Annotated in this window: 16 protein-coding genes and 1 tRNA gene; 10 read left to right on the top strand and 7 right to left on the bottom strand. The window is 66.1% G+C overall.

Features of this window, described 5'->3' with window-relative positions; translation table 11 throughout:
- The first annotated feature begins 108 nt into the window (after positions 1–108).
- On the top strand, positions 109–1,908 hold the full coding sequence (gene atzF, locus ASF08_RS03560; protein ID WP_056141448.1) for an allophanate hydrolase: 1,800 nt from the start codon (positions 109–111) through the stop codon (positions 1,906–1,908).
- A 9-nt stretch (positions 1,909–1,917) separates the two neighbouring features.
- Here the strand turns inward: atzF and ASF08_RS03555 are convergent, their stop codons facing one another.
- The gene (locus tag ASF08_RS03555) at positions 1,918–2,952 is read right to left on the bottom strand and encodes a GNAT family N-acetyltransferase (protein WP_056141445.1); all 1,035 of its coding nucleotides are present in this window, start codon (positions 2,950–2,952) and stop codon (positions 1,918–1,920) included.
- A gap of 577 nt (positions 2,953–3,529) precedes the next feature.
- Between ASF08_RS03555 and ASF08_RS03550 the strand changes: the two genes are divergently transcribed.
- Positions 3,530–4,072 carry a sigma-70 family RNA polymerase sigma factor gene (locus ASF08_RS03550; RefSeq protein WP_018043062.1) on the top strand — a complete coding sequence of 181 codons (543 nt, stop codon included), beginning with the start codon at positions 3,530–3,532 and terminating at the stop codon, positions 4,070–4,072.
- Between the two features lie 181 nt (positions 4,073–4,253).
- Here ASF08_RS03550 and ASF08_RS03545 read toward each other — a convergent pair.
- Positions 4,254–4,329 (bottom strand) — tRNA-Ala (locus tag ASF08_RS03545).
- A 112-nt stretch (positions 4,330–4,441) separates the two neighbouring features.
- On the opposite strand from ASF08_RS03545, the gene ASF08_RS03540 reads away from it, so the two are divergent.
- Together ASF08_RS03540 and ASF08_RS03535 are read left to right on the top strand one after the other, a co-directional pair.
- The gene (locus tag ASF08_RS03540; protein WP_018043061.1) at positions 4,442–4,744 is read left to right on the top strand and encodes a YggT family protein; all 303 of its coding nucleotides are present in this window, start codon (positions 4,442–4,444) and stop codon (positions 4,742–4,744) included.
- 50 nt (positions 4,745–4,794) lie between these two features.
- Entirely contained in the window at positions 4,795–5,841 is a 1,047-nt protein-coding gene (locus tag ASF08_RS03535) for a MaoC family dehydratase (protein ID WP_056141443.1), read from the top strand.
- Positions 5,842–5,850: 9 nt separating this feature from the next.
- On the opposite strand, the gene ASF08_RS03530 is transcribed toward ASF08_RS03535, so the two are convergent.
- Both ASF08_RS03530 and ASF08_RS03525 read right to left on the bottom strand, forming a co-directional pair.
- Positions 5,851–6,654 (bottom strand): TSUP family transporter, encoded by an 804-nt coding sequence (locus ASF08_RS03530; protein ID WP_056141441.1) that lies wholly within the window; start codon positions 6,652–6,654, stop codon positions 5,851–5,853.
- A 61-nt stretch (positions 6,655–6,715) separates the two neighbouring features.
- Positions 6,716–7,252 carry a L,D-transpeptidase gene (locus ASF08_RS03525; protein WP_051074377.1) on the bottom strand — a complete coding sequence of 179 codons (537 nt, stop codon included), beginning with the start codon at positions 7,250–7,252 and terminating at the stop codon, positions 6,716–6,718.
- Positions 7,253–8,319: 1,067 nt separating this feature from the next.
- Between ASF08_RS03525 and ASF08_RS03515 the strand changes: the two genes are divergently transcribed.
- Positions 8,320–9,501 (top strand): efflux RND transporter periplasmic adaptor subunit, encoded by a 1,182-nt coding sequence (locus tag ASF08_RS03515; protein WP_018043056.1) that lies wholly within the window; start codon positions 8,320–8,322, stop codon positions 9,499–9,501.
- Positions 9,502–9,504: 3 nt separating this feature from the next.
- Positions 9,505–12,666: a multidrug efflux RND transporter permease subunit gene (locus tag ASF08_RS03510; RefSeq protein WP_056141434.1), complete on the top strand. Its 3,162-nt coding sequence runs from the start codon at positions 9,505–9,507 to the stop codon at positions 12,664–12,666.
- Positions 12,667–12,812: 146 nt separating this feature from the next.
- On the opposite strand, the gene ASF08_RS03505 is transcribed toward ASF08_RS03510, so the two are convergent.
- Together ASF08_RS03505 and ASF08_RS03500 are read right to left on the bottom strand one after the other, a co-directional pair.
- Positions 12,813–14,495 carry an acyl-CoA dehydrogenase family protein gene (locus ASF08_RS03505; protein ID WP_018043054.1) on the bottom strand — a complete coding sequence of 561 codons (1,683 nt, stop codon included), beginning with the start codon at positions 14,493–14,495 and terminating at the stop codon, positions 12,813–12,815.
- A gap of 190 nt (positions 14,496–14,685) precedes the next feature.
- On the bottom strand, positions 14,686–15,585 hold the full coding sequence (locus tag ASF08_RS03500; protein WP_056141432.1) for a DMT family transporter: 900 nt from the start codon (positions 15,583–15,585) through the stop codon (positions 14,686–14,688).
- Positions 15,586–15,753: 168 nt separating this feature from the next.
- Between ASF08_RS03500 and ASF08_RS03495 the strand changes: the two genes are divergently transcribed.
- Both ASF08_RS03495 and ASF08_RS03490 read left to right on the top strand, forming a co-directional pair.
- Positions 15,754–16,638, top strand: a complete 885-nt coding sequence (locus ASF08_RS03495) for a YihY/virulence factor BrkB family protein (protein WP_056141417.1) — start codon at positions 15,754–15,756, stop codon at positions 16,636–16,638.
- Between the two features lie 123 nt (positions 16,639–16,761).
- Positions 16,762–17,589, top strand: coding sequence for a transglutaminase-like domain-containing protein (locus ASF08_RS03490; protein WP_056141414.1), 828 nt, complete (start codon positions 16,762–16,764; stop codon positions 17,587–17,589).
- Between the two features lie 46 nt (positions 17,590–17,635).
- Here the strand turns inward: ASF08_RS03490 and ASF08_RS03485 are convergent, their stop codons facing one another.
- Positions 17,636–19,417 carry a glucan ABC transporter ATP-binding protein/ permease gene (locus ASF08_RS03485; RefSeq protein ID WP_056141411.1) on the bottom strand — a complete coding sequence of 594 codons (1,782 nt, stop codon included), beginning with the start codon at positions 19,415–19,417 and terminating at the stop codon, positions 17,636–17,638.
- Between the two features lie 278 nt (positions 19,418–19,695).
- Here ASF08_RS03485 and ASF08_RS03480 point away from each other — a divergent pair, with 278 nt between their 5' ends.
- Together ASF08_RS03480 and ASF08_RS03475 are read left to right on the top strand one after the other, a co-directional pair.
- Positions 19,696–20,469 carry a motility protein A gene (locus ASF08_RS03480; protein ID WP_018043049.1) on the top strand — a complete coding sequence of 258 codons (774 nt, stop codon included), beginning with the start codon at positions 19,696–19,698 and terminating at the stop codon, positions 20,467–20,469.
- 21 nt (positions 20,470–20,490) lie between these two features.
- Positions 20,491–21,321, top strand: a complete 831-nt coding sequence (locus ASF08_RS03475) for an OmpA/MotB family protein (RefSeq protein WP_056141408.1) — start codon at positions 20,491–20,493, stop codon at positions 21,319–21,321.
- The last annotated feature ends 8 nt before the right edge of the window (positions 21,322–21,329 follow it).

The raw sequence follows: 21,329 nt of genomic DNA, 5'->3' as shown, positions 1-21,329 counted from the left end.
AGCCAACGCGAACCTGCTTAGGCCATTGAAATGACGCAGGTTTTGTTTCGCAAAACCGGTCACCACTTTTGCGAAACCTGCTGAGGGCAGGTGAGAGAGCCGACCGACATGCTGCCGACCATCCTCGACCTGTCGACCCTGCGCGCCCTTTACGCGTCGGGCCGTGCCACTCCCGTCACCGTTGCTGAGGCCGTCGCCGAAAGGATGGAGGCGTCGACGGACCCCGCCATCTTCATCACCGCCCTCGACCGGGAGGCATTGGTGAGCGCGGCGCGGGACCTGATGGCGCGCCACCCCGAGCCGAACTCCCTGCCGCTCTGGGGCGTGCCCTTCGCGGTGAAGGACAATATCGACGTCGCCGGCCTGCCGACGACGGCGGCCTGCGCGGCCTTCGCCTACGATGCGAAAGCGGATGCCGAGGTGGTGGCGCGCCTCAAGGCGGCGGGTGCGTTCTGTACGGGTAAGACCAATCTCGACCAGTTCGCCACCGGCCTCAACGGCACCCGCTCGCCCTACGGCGCGCCGCGCAGCGTGTTCAGCGCCGCCCATGTCTCGGGCGGGTCTAGCTCCGGCTCGGCCGTCGCCGTGGCGGCGGGGCTCGCAAGCTTTTCGCTGGGCACCGACACGGCCGGTTCCGGCCGCGTGCCGGCGATGTTCAACAACCTCGTGGGGATCAAGCCGACGCCGGGCCTGTTCAGCACGACGGGCCTCGTCCCCGCCTGCCGCAGCCTCGACTGCATCAGCATCTTCGCGGCGACCGTCGGCGACGGTCTCGCGATCCGCCGCATCGCGGAAGGTTACGATGCCGCCGATCCGTTCTCGCGGCGGGCGGTGCCGCATTCCCTCCCCGCCCGGGGCCTGCGCTTCGGCGTGCCGATTCCGGCCGAACGCGAGTTCTACGGCGATGCCGAGCGCGAGGCGCTCTACGATGCGGCCATCGCCCGCCTCGAAGCGCTGGGCGCCGTGGCGGTGCCGTTCGATTACGCGCCGTTCCGCGAGATCGCGACCCTGCTCTATAACGGGCCGTGGGTCGCCGAGCGCCTGGCCGCCATCGCCGGGTTCTTCGCCGGGAACGCCGACGCCCTCGACCCGAGCGTGAGGAGCATCGTCGAGTCCGCCAAGGGCTACAGCGCCGTCGACGCGTTCGAGGGGCGCTACGCGTTCGAGGCCCTGCGGCGGCGCACCGAGGCGACCTGGGCGGAGGTCGACATCCTGCTCCTGCCGACCTCCCCCACCACCTACACGGTGGAGGAGATGCGGGCCGACCCGATCCGCCTCAACAGCCATTTCGGGCATTACACCAACTTCGCCAACCTCCTCGGCCTCGCCGCGATCGCGGTGCCCGGAGGCTTCGGCGCCGATGGATTGCCCGGCGGCGTGACGCTCGTCGGCCCCGGCTTCAGCGACGAGGCTTTGGGCCACTGGGCCGACGCGCTCCACCGCGCGGCGGAGTGCGGAATGGGGATCGCGCGCGGCGCGACCCTGCCCGAGGCGAGCCGGGTGCCGGCCCCGGAGGCGGACGAGATCGCCATCGCGGTGGTGGGCGCCCATCTCACGGGCCTGCCCCTCAACCACCAGCTCACCGATCTCGGCGGCAGGAAGCTGCGGGCGGCGCGGACCTCGGGCGCGTACCGCCTCTACGCCCTGCCCGGCACCCGGCCGGCCAAGCCCGGCCTGGTCCACGAGCCGGGCTTTGCCGGCGGCGGGCTGGAGGTCGAGATCTGGGCCCTGCCCCCGGCGGGCTTCGGCCGCTTCACCGCCGCGATCCCCGCCCCCCTCGGCATCGGCAAGCTCACCCTGGAGGACGGCTCGGACGTCTCCGGGTTCTTGTGCGAGGCCCATGCGGTGGCGGGCGCCGAGGACATCACAGTCCACGGCGGCTGGCGCGCCTATCTCGCCTCCCGCTGACGCGGCCCGTCAGGGCGCGGGCTGCGATCCGGCCTCCGGCGAAGCGGGAATCCCGCCCGCCGGCGACCACAGCCGCTCGCAGAAGAAGCGCTCGCGCAGGAGCATCACCAGGGCCGCGCGCTTGTGCGGGAAATCGAAGGTCTTGATCCGCGCGAAGCCCGACCGTTCCAGGTTGCGCAATTGCTGGACATGGTCGGCCTTGGGCTCGCCGACGATCCGCTCCGTGCGCGGGTCGTCGAGGAAGAGCGCGTGCATGAGCGAGGGCAGCCAGGCCGAGATGTAGGCCTTCCCGCGAAACCGGCTCTCGCCGATCAGGACATGCCAGCCGCGATCGTAATCCTGCACGTCGTAGAACGGGGCGAGGCGGTTCTCCTTGGCCCAGTAGATCTCGAAATAGCCGAACGGCTCGCCGCCGATCGTCCCGATCAGCGGGATCATGTGCGGATCGGCGATGAGGCCGGCGAGATAGGCCTCGTGCTTGTCGCGCGCGCCGGCCTCGCCCCAGGCGGCATCGACCACCGGATCGTTGAACCAGCGATGCAGGGTATCGACGTCGTCGATTGTGGCGGCGCGGAACGCTACGGCCTGTCCGAGCCAGGGGATGAAGCGGGAATAGATCACGCCCTTGGGCTTCGGCGGCCGTTGCGGATGGCGCTTGCCGCCGCTCATCACCGGCCGCGCCGGAAAATCGCGCGCTGCGAGGTTGGCGAGCCAGGGCTCGGGGCGCTGCCACAGCATCGTCGGATCGACGCCGAGGCCGTCTCCCTCCCGCACGGCGAGGCCGCGTTCCATCAGCGGATCGGCGAGGCCGGCGAAGCTCGCGGGATCGAGCCCGATCCACCAGGCCTCGGGATGGGTCGCCGAGACCATCTCGAAGGCTGCCGTGACACTGGCGAGGACGTCTCTCGGGTCGGGTCTCACCGGCTCCTCGATGGAGAGATGCGGGCCGGCTCCCCCCTTGAGGCGCAGGCGGAGACCGACCCGGCCTTCCGCCACGACGCTGAGCCGGTCGCCGTCGCGATAGACTTCGAGGGGACGGCCCATCGCCTCGCCGCATCGAAAGGGTGCTGTCGTCCGGAGCATCGCGTCTCGTCGTTGGCTGGAACAGGCATCCGCGAGGCGGGACGCCCTTTTGGGTGAGGACGACCGGCGGCGCGGTAAATTTAGTGGCGCGCACGAAACTCCCGCCGATCGCGCGCGGCGCGGCCGGACGACCCGGCACCGTCCGGTCCGCGTCCTCACCTCACACGGTCTATCTAACGCGTTGCGGGTAAGGTATTCTCGATACAACCGATCACGATCCGAAGATGTCGCCGCTCATGCAATGGATGATCCGCGGCCATGCAAAGCCGCGATTCGGGCGGGTGCGGTGTCTTCCGGCAGCATAAGTCCTTCCCAGCGAGCCTAAATCTCCACCAAACCGTGATTCTCGACTATCCGATACGAGTTTAGAAGACTTCTAATTCAAATATTTTCTGACAAAAGCGCCCTTGTAAGTCTGCGAAATTTCCCACTTTAGCCTCGTTATCTGAGGTGGGGGTGGCACTTGCCCGGCTGTTTGGCGCGGCGGGGTGGCTTCGCCCGGTTTCGTCCTGGCCTGCACATTCGAAGAAGGTCGTCCATGGGACAACGACATACGCACGAGACGCGCCGCGACATCGACGCTCCGCTCCTGGCCGTTCTCGTCGCCGAACAATCGGGCCTGGTCGCCTACGCGACGCAGATCCTGCACGATCGCTCGGCGGCCGAGGACGTGGTGCAGGAGGTGGTGCTCAAGCTTTGCGAGGAGCCGGCCGCCGACCTGCGGCAGGGCCGCCGCATCGAGGCGCCGGTGCCTTACCTGCGGCGGATGGTGCGGAACGCCGCCATCGACTGGGCGCGCCGGACCTTGCGCGAGCGCTGCCGCTTCGTGCCGGACGAACTGGCCGAGGCCGTCGCCGCTCCCTGCGCCTGCCCTCAGGATCGTCTCGAACAATGCCAGGCCCTGAAGGCCGCCCTGGCCGCACTGGAGACGACGTCGGAGCGCACCCGCCGGGTCTTCCTCGCCCACAGGATCGACGGCGTGCCGCAGACCGTCCTCGCCCGCGAGAACGGCGTCTCCCCGACGCTGGTGAATTTCATGATCCGCGACGGCACGGCCCTGTGCCGATCCGCGGCGTCCTGAGCAGGTCTCGCACCGGTACGGGCCACCGCCATCCGGCAGGGGACGCTTTCAGGGAAAGGGGGGTCGGATGGCGCTCGAAGCGACGTCCGATGGCGGTTGAAACCACCGTCTCGTGGCGGTGGCGATGACGCGCGCCACGATCGTCACAAGATCGTTGTTCACCAGGGACTTGAAAGAAACCTGGTGGAGCTGAGCGGGATCGAACCGCTGACCTCCGCAGTGCGATTGCGGCGCTCTCCCATCTGAGCTACAGCCCCGTTCCGAGGTGCCGGCCTTGTAGGCGCGCGTACCTCGACCTGTCAATTCCGGAATTCCCGACGTTAGACCCGAGCCTGACAAGGCGGGGCGAACGAGGACATCAGACCGCGCATGTATGCTCTTCTCTGGCTCTTCGACACCGTCGTGCAGCTCTTCATCTATGTGCTCATCGCCAGCGCCGTGCTGAGCTGGCTCGTGGCCTTCAACGTGGTCAACGTGCGCAACCCGATCGTCTCCCAGATCGGTGAGGTGCTGTATCGGCTGACCGAGCCGGTCCTTCGCCCGATCCGCAGCATCCTGCCCAATCTGGGCGGCATCGACCTGTCGCCGATCGTCCTCGTGCTCCTGCTGCTCTTCGTGAGCCGCCTCCTGCACGAGGTCATTCCGCCCCAGACCGTCGTCTATGGCGGCTGAGGCCGCGCCGCGCTGAAGGCACAAGAAACACTCCGAGGGACGACCAAGAGATGAAGACCAATCCCGGCCGATTCTTCGAGGATTACCGCCTCGGCGAGACCATCCGCCATGCCACACCACGCACGGTGACGAGCGGTGACGTCGCGCTCTACACATCGCTCTACGGGCCACGCTTCGCGGTGCAGTCCTCGGATGCTTTCGCCAAGGCGATCGGCTACCCGCAGAGCCCGCTCGACGACCTGCTCACCTTCCATGTCGTGTTCGGCAAGACGGTGCCGGACATCTCCTTGAACGCACTCGCCAATCTCGGCTACGCCGAGGGCGGCTTCCGCCGGCCGGTCTATCCCGGCGAGACCCTGTCCACGGTCTCCGAGGTCATCGGCCTCAAGGAAAGCTCGAACCGCCAGACCGGCGTGGTCTACGTCCGCTCCACCGGGTCCGACGCCAACGGCGAGACGGTTCTGAGCTATTGTCGCTGGGTGCTGGTGAAGAAGCGCGATCCCGAGGCGAAGATCGAGCAGGAGCACGTCCCGACCTTCGCCAAGGTCGTCGATCCGGCCGATCTCGCCGGCGCCCTGCCGCCGCTGAACGTCGGCGCCTACGATCTCGACCTTGCCGGCTCTCCGCACCGCTTCGGCGATTACGTGGTCGGCGAGAAGATCGACCATGTCGATGGCATGACCGTCGAGGAGGCCGAGCACCAGATCGCCACGCGCCTCTACCAGAACACCGCAAAGGTGCATTTCGACGGATTCGCTGCGAAGGATACGCGCTTCGGCCGGCGCCTGATCTATGGCGGCGTCGTGATCTCGCTCGCGCGCGCGCTCAGCTTCAACGGCCTCGGCAACGCCTTCGCGCTGGCTGGCATCAATGCCGGACGCCATGTGGCACCGCTCTTTGCCGGGGATACCGTCTATGCCTGGAGTGAAGTGCTTGAAGCCGCAGAGCTTCCCGGCCGTTCCGATATCGGCGCCCTGCGCCTGCGTACCGTGGCTACCAAGAACCAGCCCTGCGGCGCCCACCCGGACAAGACCGGCGACGGCTACGACCCCGCCGTGATCCTCGACTTGGATTACTGGGCCTTCATGCCGCGCTGACGCCCGCTCTCAGCTCCCGGCGAACAGTCCCATCACGGCTTGCCGCAGCGGGTTCTCGGGGTTCGACAGCAACCGGATCGCCATCGCGCAGGCGATGGTGACCAGCAGCGGCCGGATCAGCTTCGCACCGAGGCGGATCGCCAGGATCGAGCCGATCTGTGCCCCGATGAAGGCTCCGAAGGCCATGGCGATGCCGATGGTCCAGACCACATGGCCCGAGGCCGCGAACAGGGCGAGGCTGCCGAGGTTGCTGGCGGCATTGGCGAGCTTGGTATGGGCGGTGGCGCGCACCACGCCGAGGCCGAGGAGCGTCACGAACCCGATCATGTAGAACGCGCCGGCGCCCGGGCCGAACACGCCGTCGTAGAAGCCGACGGCGGGCGCCCAGGTGAGCGCGAACAGGCCGGGCCGCATCCGCGCCGCCGCGTCCTCGCTGCTCATCCGCCGGGCGAAGGCGAAATAGAACGCGATCCCGATCAGCAGCACAGGAACGGCCGCGTCGAGGACGGGGCGCGGCAGTAAGCTGACGCAGAGCGCACCGCCGATCGAGGCAAGACCGGCGGCGAGCGCGATCTTCCAGGCCGCCGGCCAATGGATGTGGCCCCGTCGCGCGAAGGCGATGGTCGATGAGACGGCCCCCGCACTGCCCTGAAGCTTGTTGGTGGCGATGGCGCTCACCGGATCGAGCCCGGAGAGGAGCAGGGCCGGCACCGTGATGAGGCCGCCGCCGCCCGCGATGGCATCGACACACCCGGCCGCCACGGCCACCGCGAACAGGCCCGCGACGAGGCTGATGTCGACACCGAAGATCATTCCGTTCTCTCCTCCGTCCGGTCGCGACCGACCGGATGCCGGCGGGAGGCGGATGGGTCTTTTAGTTGCGCACGATCACCTTCGTGCCGACCTTCACCCGGTCGTAGAGGTCGACCACATCCTTGTTGGTCATGCGGATGCAGCCCGACGAGACGGCGGCGCCCATGGTCTCCGGCTCGTTGGAGCCGTGGATACGGTAGAGCGAGGAGCCGAGATACATCGCCCGTGCGCCAAGGGGGTTGTCCTGGCCGCCGGCCATGAAGCGAGGCAGGTCGGGCCGCCGCGCCAGCATCTGCGCCGGAGGGCGCCAAGCCGGCCATTCCTTCTTCATCGTCACCGACTTCTGGCCGGACCAGGAGAAGCCCTGACGGCCCACCCCGACCCCGTAGCGCACAGCCTGGCCACCGCCGAGCACATAGTAGAGCCGCCGCTGACTCGTCGAAACCACGATGGTGCCGGGCTTCTCCGCCCCCTTCCACGCAACCGTCTCGCGCGGGATCGCCTGCTCCTTGAAAATGTTCATGAAGTCGGCGATCGGCCCGCTGTCGAACGGGTTGCCGGCGCTGGCGCCGCCGCACGTGGCGAAGCCCATGCCCATCGCGAGAACCGTGGCGGCGAAAAGGGAGCGCGTGCCCATTGTAATCGTCTCCGTCCGGACCTGGACAGGCGGCGCGTTGCACCCCGTCTCCCATTCCGGCGAGGTCCAGCCTCGATGAGCCGGACTTCAGATGATCGGGCCGGCAGACTTGGCCGGATGGTTAAGGACGGTCAACCCGCTGCGATGCGAACGGAATATGCTGTGGGATTGGAGCAACGGCTGTGATTCGAACTGCCATTCGACTGTTTGACAGAATGTCGCAGGTTATTGCGTTGCGGGAACTTTCGCACCACCCTCAGTTTCGTGACCTCATCGCCGACCAGTTCCGCCGCTGCCCCTCTGGAGGCAGGATGCTTCGCTTCGACCGCCCCGCAAGGGCAGGCGGTTATCCGTCTGCGCTCGGCGCTGTCGACCATGCTGGTGTTGCTCTCCCTGCTCGTGATGGTGCTTTCGAGCCTCCCGCAAGGGTTGTGGGCCGGTGGCGTCGGGGCGCCGGTCTCGAGCCAGTGGCCCGATGGTTTCACTAGCCAGGGCGAAGCGCCTTCGACCGGTTCCGCATCGCATCTGGAGATCGACGACGCTGTGACGCCGTCCTCCCTATCTGGATCGCGGCTCCTCGGTGAAGCCTTGGAGCCGGCCTTGCGAGGTCGTTCCGCCCTGTCGCTCGGGATCAGCGCGGATGCACCGCTCTACCGCCCTCCCAGGACTACGGCGTGAGAGCTTGGCCGCGGCGTTTTGACCACCCGGCCGCGTAGATCGTCCTTTTACCGGCTCGCGTCGCGCGATCGCCAAGATTGTGAACGATTTCTGAAGCCGTGATGTGTGTGGTCGGCCCCTAGTCGGCCGACGCATGCCCAATGACGCCATGGCCGCCTCGCGTGGCCCAGCGATTGCCACGGTGCCGAAGTCGCTTCGCGGATCTTCGCCCGGGACTTTAGTGTCAGAGCTGCCAATCCGCCGGGCGGGTTGCGATCGACCGCGTATCGCACAGGAGCGAAATCATCGTGACGTCTACTGCCCTCCGTACCCGACGTGTCTGGCCGGCCTCCCTGGCTGCTGCCTCCGTCATGGTCGCCCTGTCCGCCTGCAATCAGAAGCAGCAGGCCGCGGCTCCGGTTCCGAGCCCACCCGCCGAAGTGAGCATCGTCACCGTCCGCGAGCAGCCGATCCCTTATCTCCGCGACCTCCCCGGCCGCGTCGCGCCCCTGCGCATCGCCGAAGTGCGTTCCCGCGTCTCCGGTCTCGTGGTCAAGCGCACGTTCGAACAGGGTAGCTTGGTCAAGGAAGGCGACATCCTCTACAAGATCGATCCCGCCCCGTTCGAGGCGGAACTCGCCAGCGCAGAGGCAGCGCTCGCCCGCACGGAGGCCGCTCAGGTTCTCGCCGGCCAGCAGGCCGACCGACTCGAGCAGCTCCTGTCCCGCCAGACCGCAAGCCAGGCGCAGTACGATAGCGCCTATGCCGGCCTGAAACAGGCCCAGGCCGAAGTCGCCGGCGCCAAAGCCGCCCGCGACCGGGCCAAGCTGAACCTCAACTATACCGACGTCCGCGCCCCGATCTCCGGCCGGATCGGCCGCGCTCTTCTCACCGAGGGTACGCTGGTGGAGCAGGGGGCCACCGCCAACCTCGCCACGATCCAGCAACTCGATCCGATCTACGTGGACATCACCCAGTCCGTCGGCGAGCTGAACAAGCTCCGCAGGGACCTCGCCAGCGGCGAACTCTCGCGCCTGTCCAACGACACCGCCAACGCGCATCTCATCATGGATGACGGTTCTCTCTACGGCTCGGCCGGCAAGGTGCTGTTCTCCGATGTCACCGCCGATCCGAGCACGGGGCAGGTCACCCTGCGCGTGCTGTTCCCGAACCCGCATGACGAGCTGTTCCCGGGCATGTATGTCCGCGCCCGCATCAAGCAGGGCATCGACGTCGATGCCATCGCGGTGCCTCAGCAGGCGATCCAGCGCACCAATGACGGCAAGGCCGAGGTCTGGGTGGTCGGCAAGGATGACAAGGTGATGCTCCAGCCTGTGGAGGTCGGACCCGTCGTCGATTCCCAGTGGGTCATTCGCGACGGGCTCAAGTCCGGCGACCGCGTCGTCGTGGAGGGCGTCCAGAAGATATCGGTCGGTTCGTCGGTCAAGACCGTCGAGATGAAGGTGGCTGCCCAGGCGGAGGCCAAACCCTACGATACCGATCTCGACGACAAGTCGGCCGCCGCGCAGCCCGCTTCCGCTCAGGTGCGCTGAACCATGGCCCGCTTCTTCATCGATCGCCCGATCTTCGCATGGGTCGTTGCGCTTTTCATCTGCCTCGGCGGGATCTTGTCGATTCCGAGCCTGCCGGTGGCGCAGTATCCCGTCATCGCTCCGCCCTCGATCGCCCTCTCCACCTCCTATCCCGGAGCGTCGGTCGAGAACCTCTATACCGGCACCACCCGCCTCATCGAGGATGAGCTCAACGGCGCGGCCAACATCCTCAGTTTCGAATCCGCGAGCGATGCGTTCGGCGTCATTGAAATCACGGCGCAGTTTCAGCCGGGCACGGATTCAAGTCTCGCGGGCGTCGAGGTTCAGAACCGCCTCAAGCGCGTCGAGGCGCGCCTGCCGGCCGAGGTACGCCAGCAGGGCACGCTGGTGGAGGAAGCCTCAGCCGCGACACTGAACATCATCACCCTGATCTCGCCCGACAAGTCGATGGACGAGATCGCGCTTGGCGACTTCCTCATCCGCAACGTCATTAACGAGATCCGCCGTATCCCCGGTGTGGGTCGCGCAACGCTCTACTCCACCGAGCGCAGTCTCCGCATCTGGATCGATTCCGACAAGCTGCGCGGCCTGTCCCTGAACGCGTCCGACGTCTCGAAGGCGATCACCAACCAGAACGTCCAGATCGCATCGGGCGCCGTCGGCGCCATGCCGAGCCCAGCCTCGAACACCGTCAACTTTCCCATCATCGTCAAGGGTCAGATGACGGCGCCCGAGGAATTCGGCGCCATCGTCCTGCGAGCCAACCCGGACGGGTCGAATGTGCGCCTGCGCGACATCGCCCGGATCGAGCTCGGCGGTGAAGATTACAAGTTCACCACCCGGCTGAACGGCGGTGAGGCGGCAGGTATCTCGGTGACCCTGGCGCCGGACGGCAACGCCCTCGAGACCGCTTCCGCCATCCGCGCGAAGATGGAGGAGCTGTCGCAGTTCTTCCCGTCCAACGTGCAATGGGACATCCCCTACGACATCACGCCCGCCGTCGAGGCCTCGATCAAGAAGGTGCTGATGACGCTGGTGGAGGCCGTCATCCTCGTCTTCGTGGTGATGTTCCTGTTCCTCCAGAACATCCGTTACACCCTGATCCCGACCATCGTCGTTCCGATCGCCCTCATGGGGACCTGCACGGTGATGTTGCTCGCCGGCTTCTCGGTGAACGTGCTGACGATGTTCGGCATGGTGCTGGCCATCGGCATCCTCGTCGACGACGCCATCGTGGTCGTCGAGAATGTCGAGCGCATCATGAACGAGGAAGGGCTGTCTCCGAAGGAGGCGACCCGAAAGGCGATGAGCCAGATCACCGGCGCCATCATCGGCATCACCCTGGTGCTGATCGCCGTCTTCATTCCGATGGCGTTCTTCCCCGGCTCGGTGGGCATCATCTACCGTCAGTTCTCCATTGCCATGGTGACGTCCATCGGCTTCTCGGCGCTTCTCGCCCTGACGCTGACGCCGGCTCTCTGCGCCACCCTGCTCAAGCCCATCGAGAAGGGCCACGGCCATTCCAAGGGCGGCGTGTTCGGCTGGTTCAACCGGGTCGTCGACCGCGAAACCGCGCGGTACGGCCGCGGCGTGGCAGGGATGATCAAGCGCTCGGGCCGGGTGATGATGGTCTACCTCGCCCTCGTCATCGGACTCGCCTTCGCTTTCGTGCGGATGCCGGAAGGCTTCCTTCCGGTGGAGGACCAGGGCTTCTTCACGGTCGATATCCAGACGCCTCCCGGCTCGTCCTTCAACCGCACCCTCAATGCCGTGAAGGCGGTGGAGGAGCACCTGATGGCCCAGTCCGGCGTCGCCACGGTGACGGTGGTCAACGGCTTCTCCTTCTCCGGTCAGGGCCAGGTGACGAGCCAGGCCTTCGTGACGCTGAAGCCCTGGGGTGAGCGCGATGCGGCCAACTCGGCGGCTGCCTTGGTGGAGGGGACCAACAAGGCGCTCGGCACCTATAAGGACGCCGTGATCCAGGCGCTTGAGCCGCCGCCGATCGACAACCTCGGCAACGCTTCGGGCTTCAGTTTCCGCCTTCAGGATCGTGCCCAGAAGGGCTACTCGGCCCTGATGGCTGCACAGGAGCAACTGCTCTCCCTCGCGAAGAAAAGCCCGATCCTGCAGAAGGTTTATGTCGAGGGGCTACCTCCGGCACCGCAAGCGGAACTCGTCATCGATCGCGAGAAGGCGGCGGCCCTGGGCGTCGACTTCGAGGAGATCAACAACACGATCCAGGTCAATCTCGGTTCGGTCTATACCAACGACTTCCCGAACCGGGGCAAGATGCAGCGCGTGATCGTGCAAGCCGAGGACAGCCAGCGCCTCAAGGCGGCCGACCTGCTGAATTACGGGGTGAAGAACAGCCAGGGCGCGATGGTGCCGATGTCGTCCTTCGCCGATCTCAAATGGAGTGTCGGGCCGGCGCAGATCATCGGCTTCAACGGCTACCAGTCGGTGCGCATCACCGGCGAGCCGGCAGCGGGCTACACCTCCGGCGATGCGATCGCCGAGATGGAGCGTCTGATGCAGCAGTTGCCCAAGGGCTTCGGCTACATTTGGACTGGCCAGTCGCTGCAGGAGAAGCAGGCCGGCAGTCAGGCGACGCTGCTGCTGGCCCTGTCGATCCTGATCGTGTTCCTGTGCCTCGCCGCCCTTTACGAGAGCTGGTCGATCCCGTTCTCGGTGCTACTGGTGATCCCGCTCGGCGTCATCGGTTCGGTGGCGGCGGTCTACCTGAGGGGCATGCCCAACGACGTCTACTTCAAGATCGGGCTCATCACGATCATCGGCCTCTCGGCCAAGAACGCGATCCTGATCGTGGAGTTCGCCAAGGACCTGTGGCGGCCGGGCAAGTCCCTGGTCGATGCGACCATCGAAGCCTCCACGCTCCGCTTCCGGCCGATCGTGATGACCTCCCTGGCCTTCATCTTCGGTGTGGTGCCCCTGGCCATCGCCTCGGGCGCGGCTTCGAAGAGCCAGCAGGCCATCGGTACAGGCGTGCTCGGCGGCATGATTTCCGCCACGATCCTGGCAGTCCTCTTCGTGCCGGTCTTCTTCGTCTTCGTCATGCGCCTGTTCAGGACGAAGCCGGTCGAGCACGAGCCGAAAGCGGCCGAGACGGGTTCGATTCCGTCGAGCCATCACGCTCCGGCGGAGTAGGATCGGTTCTTCTCCGCATACCGGGAGAGGAGCCTCGACATGAAAAAGGCCTGGAGCCGGGGAGAACCCGGTTCCAGGCCTTTTTTCTTGAGATACTCACTTGGCGGCCGGGCTGACTGCCCGGTCGCCGCCTCCTAACGGAAGGCTCAGGCAGTCTCGAGCAGGCGGCGGGCGATGACCTGGGCCTGGATCTCCGCGGCACCCTCGAAGATCGAGAGGATGCGCGCATCGCAGAGCACACGGCTGACCGCGTATTCCAACGCGAAGCCGTTACCGCCATGGATCTGGAGGGCATTGTCCGCTGCCGCCCAGGCGACGCGGGCGCCGAGCAACTTGGCCATGCCGGCCTCGAGATCACAGCGCTTGCCCTCATCCTTCTCGCGGGCGGAGAAGTAGGTGAGCTGGCGCGCGATGTTGATCTCCACCGCCATCATGGCGATCTTGTCGGCGACGCGGGGGAAGTTGATCAGTGCCTTGCCGAACTGCACCCGATCCTCGGCGTAGCGCAGGCCGAGGTCGAGGGCGTTCTGCGCCACGCCGATGGCGCGGGCCGCCGTCTGGATGCGGGCGGATTCGAAGGTCTGCATGAGCTGGGTGAAGCCCTTGCCTTCGACTTCGCCGAGGAGGTTGGCCGCCGGCACTTCGAAATTGTCGAAGGCGAGCTCGTATTCCTTCATGCCGCGATAGCCGAGCACGTGGATCTCGCCGCCGGACAGGCCGGCCACCGGGAAGGGATCCGCATCGGTGCCGCGCGGCTTTTCAGCAACGAGGAGCGACAGACCCCGGTGACCCTTTTCCTCGGGCTTGGTGCGCACGAGGCAGGTCATGATGTCGGCGCGGACCGGATGCGTGATCCAGGTCTTGTTGCCCGAGATCTTCCAGACGTCGCCGTCCTTCACGGCCTTGGTCCGGAGGGACGCGAGGTCGGAGCCGGTATTCGGCTCGGTGAACACGGCGGTAGGGAGCGTGTCGCCCGAGGCGATGCCCGGAAGGAAGCGATGCTTCTGCTCTTCGGTGCCGCCGCACAGGATCAGTTCGGCGGCAATCTCCGAGCGGGTGCCCAGCGACCCGACGCCGATGTAGGCGCGAGAGAGTTCCTCCGAGACCACGCACATGGAGATCTTCGGCAAGCCCATGCCGCCGTATTCCTCCGGAATCGTGAGGCCGAAGACGCCGAGCTCGGCCATCTTGGTGACGATCTCCATGGGGATGTAGGCGTTCTGGCTGTGCCACTCATGGGCGTGCGGCACGACTTCGGCGAGACCGAAGCGGCGCATCTCCGAACGGATCGCCTCCATGTCCTCGTCGAGACCGGATTTGCCGATGGTGGCAGAGCCGCCGTTATCGCGGATGCGTGCCACGAGTGCGGCACGGTTCTCAGGCGTGTTGCCCTCGGCGATCATGCTCTCGACGGCATCCGTCCGGAACTTCATGACCTCGCGGGCGGACAGCCCCAGCGAGCCGGTCGGACGCACGATCTCGCCCTGGCTCATGGGAATGCCGGAGAACATCTGGTCGAGATATTCTCCGATACCGATCTTCACGAGGAGCGCCTCCGTCTCCCCGAACTCACCGGTTTCGGTCAGGCGCGCCGCATAGGCGCCGAGTTCACGCACGCCCTCGGCATAGGTGGCGAGCCAGGCGAGGCCGTGGGCCGCATGCTGCTCGGCCTCGAGCTTCTCAGGCGAGATCTTGCCCTCGGCGGAGAGGACCTTCGCGCGAACTCGGCGGGTCGCCTCGGCGACGAGGGCCTTGGCGGCTTCGCCGGCGCCCTGGGCCAGTGTCAGGAGATCCTGCGGTTCGGTGGAGATGGCCGGGGAAGCGGACATGGTTCGAATCTCTCAAATTAGAATGAGGGTTGGCGCTCATTATAGGCAGGTTTGCCAAGTCTGTAGAGGCGTCTCGCCGCAGCGCGGCACTATCCCACCTGAATTCATTATTTCTTGCCGTGAAAAGCCTGGTTCTGCTCGGCAAAGCCAGGAGATCTGAATTTTATTGAGAGACGAATCAAAGAAAAACTCATCTTCGGCTGGCGACCGCGACCCCAATCGTGGCCACCGCCATGCCGGCCATCTGAATCGGGGCCAGTGTCTCTCCAAACAGGAGATAGGCCATCGCCGCCGAGACCGGAGGGACCAGGAAGAGCAGGGAGGCGACGCCGGCCACCTCGCCGCGCCGGATCAGGGCGAGAAGAAGCAGGATACCCGCCACCGAATTCACCAGGATCGACCACGCCAGTCCGCCCCAGAGCGGCAGGGACGCGTCGAAACGGCCGGTGCCGAACAGAAGCGCCGCCGGCACGGCAAGGAACGCGGCCCCGACGAACTGGATCGCCGCATTCGGCAGCAATTCGGCCTGCCCCGCATGGCTTTTCTGCCACAAAGTGCCGATGGTCATCGCCACCATGGCCCCGAGGCAGGCAACGAGAGGCAACGCCGGGATGCCGGACGCGTCCGCCGCACCGATCTTCGGGGCGAGCACGAGAAGCGCACCGGCAAAGCCCGTGGCGATCCCGGCCCAGCGACGCGGGCTGACGACCTCGCCGAGGAACGGTCGCGCCATCGCTGCCGTCAGAAGGGGCTGGAGACTGCCGACCAGGGCAGCGATGCCCGATGGCAGACCACGCTCCACCGACCAGAATACGCCGATGACGTAGATGCCCTGCATCAGCACGCCGGCCACCAGGGCATCGCGCCATCCCGCGCGGCTGCGAGGCCACCTCGCGCCGAGGCCGAAGGTGATGACGCCCAGAACGATGGCGACGCCGACGAGCCGGACGGCGACGAAGGTGAAGGCCTCCGCATGGGGCGCCACGAAACGTGCGGCGACGAAGCCCGACGCCCAGATCAGGACGAAGACCGACGAGACCACGGAAGCGGGCAAGGTGCGGGTTGGGGAAGCCGGCGTATCGACTGACATGACGGTGGCGCAGGCAACACACCGAACCGCTGAACACAAGCCGCACCGGTAACGGGCGGTACTGCATCGACCTGACGACCGACCCGGACGTTGCGCCGTCGCCCGGCCTCGCGTTTAGACAGTCTGTATCGTCGAGCCCCACAGATCACGAGAAGCGCCCCACCTGCCGTGAGCCGTCTCCGCAACAGCGCCAACATCGCCAGCCTCGCCGCCCAGCGCTTCGTCTCACATGACGGCTGGGCGATCGCGAGCCATATCGCTCTCTCGATCCTGACCTCGCTGTTTCCCTTCCTGATCCTGCTCGCGGCTTTGGCCGGCCTCCTTGGCACCAAGTCGCTCGCCGACGAAGCCGGCATCCTCATTTTCGATGCGTGGCCTCGCGAGGTGGCCAAACCCATTGCCGGGGAGGTTCACCGGGTGCTCACCGAGCAGCGCGGCGGCGTGCTCACCATCGGTGCTCTCCTTGCCCTCTACTTCTCGTCCTCGGGTGTCGAAAGCCTGAGGGTGGGGCTCAACCGTGCCTATGGCCTGCGCGAGACCAGGCCATGGTGGCTCACCCGCCTCGAATCGATCGGCTATGTCGTCTGCGGCGCCTTCGCCATGCTCGCCTTCGCCCTGCTGGTTGTCCTGGGGCCGCTGATCTGGCGCAGGGTCATCGACGTGGCGCCGGGGCTCGAGCCGTTGAGCCTCACTGTCGCCCTCGGCCGCATCGGCATCACCGCCTTTCTTCTCGCGGCGGTTCTCGTCATCGCCCACAAATTCGTGGCGGCTGGCCGCCGTCCGATCCTCTCGGTGCTGCCCGGCGTCGTGGTGACGCTGGTGCTTTGGTTCCTGGCCGGCCTCGGGTTCGGCTTCTACCTCGACCGATTCTCCACCGCTTACGCCTCCACCTATGGCGGATTGGCGACCGCGATGGTCTTTCTGGTTTTTCTCTACTGGCTCGCCGCGATGTTCCTGTTCGGTGGCGAAATCAATGGCACCGTCATTGCAGCACGACGCCAGCGGCTCCAGGCCCGGATGCTGGCGAGACAGGCCGAGGCGCGCCGGCACTGAAGCAGGGTGCCGCCGCCGGCATGCCGACATCCACCTGTGACCTTCGCGGCCTATGCCGAACGGTCTCGCGCGGGCATGAGGGCGGCAGGGCTGGCGCGATGGTCGGTCGGAGGTTCAAGGGTAATGCGCATCAGGTTCGGCTGCGAGATGGGCTACGACTTCGCCTATCCTACTCCGATGATCGTCCGGTTGACGGCGCATCCGAGCCGGTTCGCGCGCTCGACCGAGCCGGACCGTCTGGCCATCGGCCCCGAGACGCCGCACGAAGTGTTCATCGACGATTTCGGCAACCGGTGCTGCCGCCTCGTGGCACCGGCGGGGGCGGTGACCCTGTCGGTGGAGGGCTGGCTCGATGATGACGGCGATCTCGATCCGGTCGTGCCGCACGCGATCCAGCATCCCATCGAGGATCTGCCTCTGGAGGCCCTGCCCTTCCTGGTGGCGAGCCGCTACTGCGAGTCCGATCTGCTCTCGAACGAAGCGTGGCGCCTGTTCGGCGATGTCCCGCCCGGATGGGCCCGCGCTCAGGCGGTCTGCGATTGGGTCCACGGCCATATCAGCTTCGGCTACGGCTATTCGAACGTAGACCGCACCGCTGCAGATGCCCTCGCCGTGGGGCGCGGGGTCTGTCGCGACTACGCTCACCTGTTCGTAGCGTTCTGCCGTGGCCTCAACATGCCGACGCGTTATTGCACCGGCTATCTCAGTTTCATCGGCGAACCAGAGCCGCATGCGCCCGGGGATTTCGCCGCCTGGACCGAAGTCTATCTCGGCGGCGCGTGGCATGTCTTCGACCCGCGCAACAACGCTCCTCGTCGGGGCCGCATCCTCGTCGCCCGGGGGCGCGATGCGGCGGATGTTCCATTGACCCATACGTTTGGATCGAACGTGCTGACGAAGTTCCGGGTCTGGGCTGAGGAAGAGGCGGAGATCGAGACCTCCGTCGGATAGTTCCCGGAGTGGCCCCCTCCCCGACTCCGGGGGAGGGGCGTTCATCTTAGGCCGCGAGTGCGAGGGTGGGCTCGGAGGCGTCCGCACCGGCCATGAACTGCGCCCGGGCGAGGTCGGCGAAGCGGCCGTTCTCCGCGACGAGTTCCTCGAAGGTTCCCGATTCGACGATCCGGCCCTCGTGGAAGACGAGGATGCGGTCGGCGTTGCGAATCGTCGCCAGACGGTGGGCGATGACGAAGGTGGTCCGGCCTTCCATCACGGCCTCGAGGGCACCCTGCAACTTGCGCTCTGTGGTCGCATCGAGAGCCGACGTCGCCTCGTCGAGGATCAGCACCGGCGGGTTCTTGAGCAACGCGCGGGCAATGGAGAGGCGCTGACGTTCGCCGCCGGAGAGCGAGCGGCCGCGCTCGCCGATGATCGTGTCGAGACCGTCGAACTGGCGATCCATGAACTCCGTCGCCTGGGCGCGGTCGAGGGCGTCGAGCATCTCCGCATCGGTGGCATCGGGACGGCCGACTTGGAGATTCTCGCGGATCGAGCGGGCGAACAGCATCGGCTCCTGGAACACCACGCCGATGTTGTGGCGCAGGGAGGCGAGGCCGATATCGCGGATGTCGGTACCGTCGATACGGATCGCGCCGGTATCCGGGTCGAACGCACGGTGCAGCAGACCCAGTGTGGTCGACTTACCCGAGCCGGTGGTTCCGACGAGGGCGATGGTTTGCCCGGCCTGCGCCGTGAAGGAGACACTCTCCACGGCCTGGCGGCGCGGGGTGTAGGAGAAGCCGACCTGATCGAAGGAGACCTCGCCCTCGAAACGGGCCACCTGCATGGCGCCGGGACGATCGTGGACGGCCGGGGTCGTGTCCAAGATCTCGAAATACTCGGCGATCTTGGGCATCTGCTGGAACAGGCCGTTGATGCAGGTGGCGACCTGATCGAGACGGGCGACGAGCATGGTGGCAAGGCTCATGAAGGCCACCACTTCGCCGATCGAGGCCATGCCGTGCTGATGCAGGGCGATACCCGTGATGAAGATGGCCGTCATGGTCAGGGTGGCGGCGGCGCGGGTCGCGACATTGGCGAGCGCCCACCACGACAGGACCGGGATCTGGGCCGCGAGCAGGTTGCGAATGATGCCGTGCATGGCCTCCTTCTCCGCCTTGGCGCGGGTGAAGGACTGGATGACGGCCACGTTGCCGAGGGCGTCGGAGGCATGGGCGGCAAGGCCCGACTGGTAGGCCTCGACCCGGCCCTGCAGCATCTCGGTGCGGCGCATGACGAAGGTGGTGAGCACGGTGAACATCGTCACCAGTACGACCAGGATCGAGCCGAGCTGCCAGTTCACGAACAGGGTCATCGGCAGGAGGACGGCCAGGGACACGACGGCGACGAAATGATCGCGGAAGAAGCCGAGCCAGAGCCAGAACATGCCGTTCGATCCTTCCAGCATCGCCTTCAGGACGCGGCCGGAATGGTTCGAGGAATGGAAGGCCAGGGGCAGTTCCAGCACATGCTCGAAGTAATTCGCCATCGAGGCGAGACGATTGCGATGGGCCAGCCGGTCCGCATGCAGTGCGATGGTGACGCCAGCCGCGATGGTGAACAGGCCGAAGGCGACCCATGCGCCGATGAGCGGCGCCAGTGTCGAGAAGGCGTTACCGTCGCTCGTCAGATGCGTCAGCTGATCGATGATTCGCCCCATGAGCAGCGGCTCGGCGAAAGCCGCGACCGCGAGGGCCACATTGGCGACAGCGAGTAGGGCTGCCAAGCGCCGATCGGCGCCCAGTAGGCCCATGACGCGCGCATAGAGACGAACCAACGGCATGACGACGTGTGCTCCGATGCCAATCACGGCGCGGTCCCTTTTGCCGGAACCTTCGCCCTCAACCCTTCGCCTTCGACCCGGCCCCCATTCATCGGAGATCGCAAGCCATTCGGCGTGCTCGGCTTATCGCAAGGCCACCCTGAACGGCGAATGACAGGAATGCGCCGGGCGGACCGTTATCCTTTACGGTTCGTTCAGCGCGTCCGCCTAACTCTGGCCAAGTCGCTTTCCGCTCGGATGCTGTTCCGCGGTGCTGGGTAAGCCGACCAGGGTTCACCATGGATCTCGCAACCGGTATCGGGCTTCTCGGCGGCTTCGGTGTCGTCTTCACCCTGATCATGATCGATGGCGGCAACTTCGCCGCCTTTTTCGACAAGCACGCGGTCATCGTCATCTTCGGCGGTTCCACCGCGGCCACGATGATCCGTTTTCCGTTCGCCACGATGATGCATGGCCTGCCGATGGGCATGCGCTACGCCTTCACCATGCGGGCGATCAGACCGCGCGAACTCATCGAGGAGATCACCAAGATCGCCGATGTCGTGCGGAAATCCGGCCCGATGGCGCTGGAGAATATGGAGATCTCCGATCCCTTCCTGGCTCAGGGCGCCCGCTACATCGCCGACGGCTACGACCGCGAGTTCATCCGCGACACGATGGAGCGCGACCGCGACAACTTCCTCATGCATCTCGACGAGGGCTCGAAGATCTACCGCGCTTTCGGGGACTGCGCCCCCGCCTGGGGCATGATCGGCACCATTCTCGGCATGGTGACGATGTTCGCCAACATGTCGGACCCCTCCAAGCTCGGCCCCGCCATGGCGACCGCGCTGCTCGCGACTCTCTACGGCGCGCTGATTTCCAACATGATCGCGCTCCCGCTCGCCGACAAGCTGCACGTGAAGCTGGAGGAGGAGGACGTCTCACGCTCCCTCATCATCGACGGCATCCTGCTCATCCGCGACTCGAAGAGCTCGTCCCTCGTGCGCGAGATGCTGGTCGCTTATCTGCCGCACAACCACCGCGATGACCTCGCGGCGGAAGCAGCCTAGCGGGAAGAGGGGTAATCGGCCGTGGCCAGGAAGAAGCGCGGAGGCCATGGCGGTCACGGATGGTTCGTGACCTTCGCCGATCTCATGGCGCTGCTCATGAGCTTCTTCGTGATGATCGCAGCCTATTCCACCCAGGACCAGAAGAAGATGCAGGCCGTGGCCGGCTCCATGCGCGATGCGTTTGGCGTCAACAAGGAATCGCGCTTTTCCGGCATCATCGAGGTGAACGGCCTGCCAACGCCGGGGAATATCAAGAACCGCAGCGATATCGCGCCGGAACAAGCCACCGATCGGCCAAAGCCGCCGGATAACGACTCGAATGCCCCGGAAGGGATTCAGGACAGCGGCTATCCGGAAGCGTTCGGCCTTGCCGCCGCCAGTCTGCGTCAGGCGATGCAGGACATGCCCGAGATCTCGGAACTCTCGAAGAACATCATCGTCAATCCGACGCAGAAGGGCGTCGATCTCTCGCTTGTGGATCAGGACGGCAGCACGATGTTCCCACACGGGTCGAGCCGCCCGAACGATCGGACCCGGCGCCTTCTTGAGAAACTCGCCCCCGTCATTCGAAAGCTGCCCAACCGTATCACCGTCACGGGCTATACCGCCACGGACCGGCCCGGAACGCGCCCCCCTGCCCCGCCCTGGGAGCTCTCGGCCGGTCGCGCCATCAGCGTGCGCGAAATCCTCGCCAGCGCCGGCGTGCCCGACGATCGCTTCGCTTCGGTCTCCGGCAAGGCGGATACCGAGCCGCTCTTTCCGGACAACCCGTACCTGTCCTCGAACCGGCGCGTGACGGTGACGCTCATGGGCGAGCAGGCACCGACGCCGCGCTCGATGAAGCTGCCCTGAGAAGAGCG

Origin of the sequence: Methylobacterium sp. Leaf85, assembly GCF_001422125.1 — a bacterium.
GTDB classification, from domain to species: domain Bacteria; phylum Pseudomonadota; class Alphaproteobacteria; order Rhizobiales; family Beijerinckiaceae; genus Methylobacterium; species Methylobacterium bullatum.
Note: the sequence above shows the minus strand (reverse complement) of the source record. Positions and strands in the feature narration are given on the sequence as shown.